The sequence below is a fragment of the Arthrobacter sp. Br18 genome, assembly GCF_000520555.1.
GTDB lineage: Bacteria > Actinomycetota > Actinomycetes > Actinomycetales > Micrococcaceae > Arthrobacter_D.
This window is the reverse complement of the sequence record NZ_KI914898.1, coordinates 1,882-4,447: the sequence shown is the minus strand read 5'-3', so window position 1 is coordinate 4,447 and position 2,566 is coordinate 1,882. Positions and strand designations below refer to the sequence as shown.

General features: G+C 61.5%; 3 protein-coding genes. 2 read left to right on the top strand and 1 reads right to left on the bottom strand.

The genetic code is table 11. The features are described from left to right. Together Y704_RS22320 and Y704_RS0117095 are read left to right on the top strand one after the other, a co-directional pair. Positions 1–1,306: MFS transporter (locus Y704_RS22320; RefSeq protein WP_155850419.1), on the top strand; the 1,306-nt coding region annotated here is incomplete at its 5' end. A 49-nt stretch (positions 1,307–1,355) separates the two neighbouring features. Continuing rightward, a complete protein-coding gene (locus Y704_RS0117095; RefSeq protein WP_026551009.1) occupies positions 1,356–1,859 on the top strand; it encodes a universal stress protein in 504 nt (167 codons plus the stop codon). A 333-nt stretch (positions 1,860–2,192) separates the two neighbouring features. On the opposite strand, the gene Y704_RS25470 is transcribed toward Y704_RS0117095, so the two are convergent. Continuing rightward, positions 2,193–2,566: hypothetical protein (locus Y704_RS25470; protein WP_253904384.1), on the bottom strand; the 374-nt coding region annotated here is incomplete at its 5' end.

The window sequence follows — 2,566 nt, the reverse complement described above, 5'->3', positions numbered from 1 at the left end:
GACAAGTCAAATTTTCCTTGATCAGACGGGCATTTCGCGTTTAAAACGCCGACCCGGCCCAAACCCGACCGGTGGATTCAGGCTAAGCCAGTCGCGACGGATCTTCGCCACAGGGTGGATTATTCTGCTCGTCGGTTCACTGGTCGCCGGCGCCGCTGGCACTGTTTCCGTTGAACTCGCAGGCCGTGCCATTCAGGGCCTCGGATCGGCCTTAATCGCACCTTCCGCGCTCACCCTGCTGATGATGCTCTTTGGCGGCGAGCCGAAACAGCTGACAAAAGCATTGGCCATCTACGGTGCGGCGGCACCGGCGGGCGGAACTGCAGGAGTCTTCCTTGGCGGACTCATCACCGAATACGCCTCCTGGCCGTGGGTCTTCTACATCAATATCCCCATCGCGGTCCTGGTCCTGGCGGTGACACCGGCTCTGATGCCTGCGGGCAGGGCCGGTAAGGGATCCGTGGACTTTTTGGGAGCGATTACCGTTACCGCCGGAATCGGAGCCGCGGTCTTCGCTATCGTTCGCGCACCCGAAGTGGGTTGGGGATCAGCCGAGACCTGGCTCATCCTGGCCGGCTCCGTCGTACTGCTCGGTATCTTCCTGGGTCTCCAGGCGCGGCTGAAAGACCCCCTGATGCGGCTCGGAATCTTCCGCACCTCAAATCTCGGCGCAGCAAATATGGCCCAGGTGCTCCTCGGTGCGGCGTGGATCCCCAGGTGGTTCTTCCTTAACCTGTACCTGCAGCCGGTTCTTGGCTATAGTGCTTTCCCCAGCGGCGCAGCGCTGCTGCCTATGACAATCGTGATCATGATCGGAATGATCGTCCTCGCGCCACGGTTGATGAACCGCTTTGGACCGAAGAACATGATTGTGACTGGCCTCGCCGTCCTGGCTATGGGAATGGGATGGCTCTCCCTGATCCGTCCGGACGGATCCTTCTGGGTTGACGTGCTGCCAGCCTCGCTGGTTGCCGCCCTCGGCATGTCTCTGGCGTTCATACCATCGCTGGGAACGGCAATCTCCAGCGCGCGGCCTGAGGAAGGCGGGCTCGCTGCAGGCATCGTGAACACCAGTTATCAGGTGGGCTCGGCTCTTGGACTGGCGGCCATGACCGCGGTCGCGGCCGCTTTCGGCGCGGACCAGCTCGGTAACTCCGCAGCCTTGACCAATGGATTCTCCTCAGCGTTCATCGGTGCAGCTGTCATTGCCCTGGCCGGCGCTATCCTCGCCGCACTGACGCTGCGCACCCCGGGTCACCGGACAAGCAGCGAATCCGAATCCACCGCGGCATCCGCTCGGGCATAGCTGTAGCGGCTACCCCACCAGCCCAACCACATACCAACAAGGAGAAAAGATGTCTGCCCTACAGCTTTTGATCGCCTATGACGGCTCACCTGATGCCCAGAGCGCCCTGCGAACCGCCGCCACCATGTTCCCCGGGGCTTCCGCGGTTGTGCTCTATGCACGCCAGGCGCTGGAAGGCTTCGCAGCCCATCTTGAGGGACACCCCGCCCTGGAGGAACTTGCCGGATTGGACGCCGCCACTTTGGACGTATCAGAACGGATAGCCGACGAAGGCGCGCAGCTGGCCCGCGGACTTGGTTTTGACGCAGAACCAAGAGTTTCATCGACGATGTCTACAGCCTCGGAAGCCATTGTCGACACAGCCGAGGAAGTTGATGCCGATCTGATTATGGTCGGCTCCAGAGGGCGCCGCGGGTTCAAGGCCACACTCCTGGGAAGCACCTCAGCTAGCGTCCTGCACCATGCGACGCGGCCAACCCTGGTGATTCCCTCCGACTCGGTCGCATCAGCCCGCCGTGCCGGACGTACGGAAATGACCCACCACTCGGTCTAGTACATCCACATAAGGGCAGCAGCCGCACAGGACGCGCAGGTCTGAGCATGATAAATCCGTGTGGTCATGAAGGGGGGGCCCGAAACGCACCACAGAGTTTCCGGCCCCACCTTTGCTGCAAGAAGACTGCATTGGACGTAGTGATCCTTCAGCATCACAACCTCAGAACGGCCGTGAGCACCCAAGGTCGCCCGGTCATGCCCCATCCGCGTAGCCTGGGCGAGAGATCGCATTCTGGGTCTGGGTTGGTTCCTCCCGATCTGCTCCGCGAGCCGGATCACCAGGTTTGGGTCATCGCTGCTGTGGTGATCGGCTGCTCCCGCGCGCTTGCGCTCACCCTTGACGGGCTGCACGCATCACGGTAACACCAGTCCTGCCTTCACCCTGAAAGCTCACGAAGTCGAGTTCAGCGTCGGCATCCACCGCGAACGTGGAACCGGACGGATCCCTTTCGCCGCTGCTAACGAGCTCACCGAACAGCTCGTCATGCCGCTTGTCGACTCGCTCGGTCTGAAAAGCGGACAACCGGTCGTTGCCATCATCAACGGTCTTGGTGGGCCGCATGCACGAGGTTCTCCATGGCCGCGGCATCACTGTCGCCCGATCACTTGTCGGCTCCTGATACGGAACAGTTTGTTGGCTTCCAAACGTTTCCTCCTGGTTTTTGGGCAGAGAAAAAGCGGCAGGCGCCCACCGTTCAGGACGCC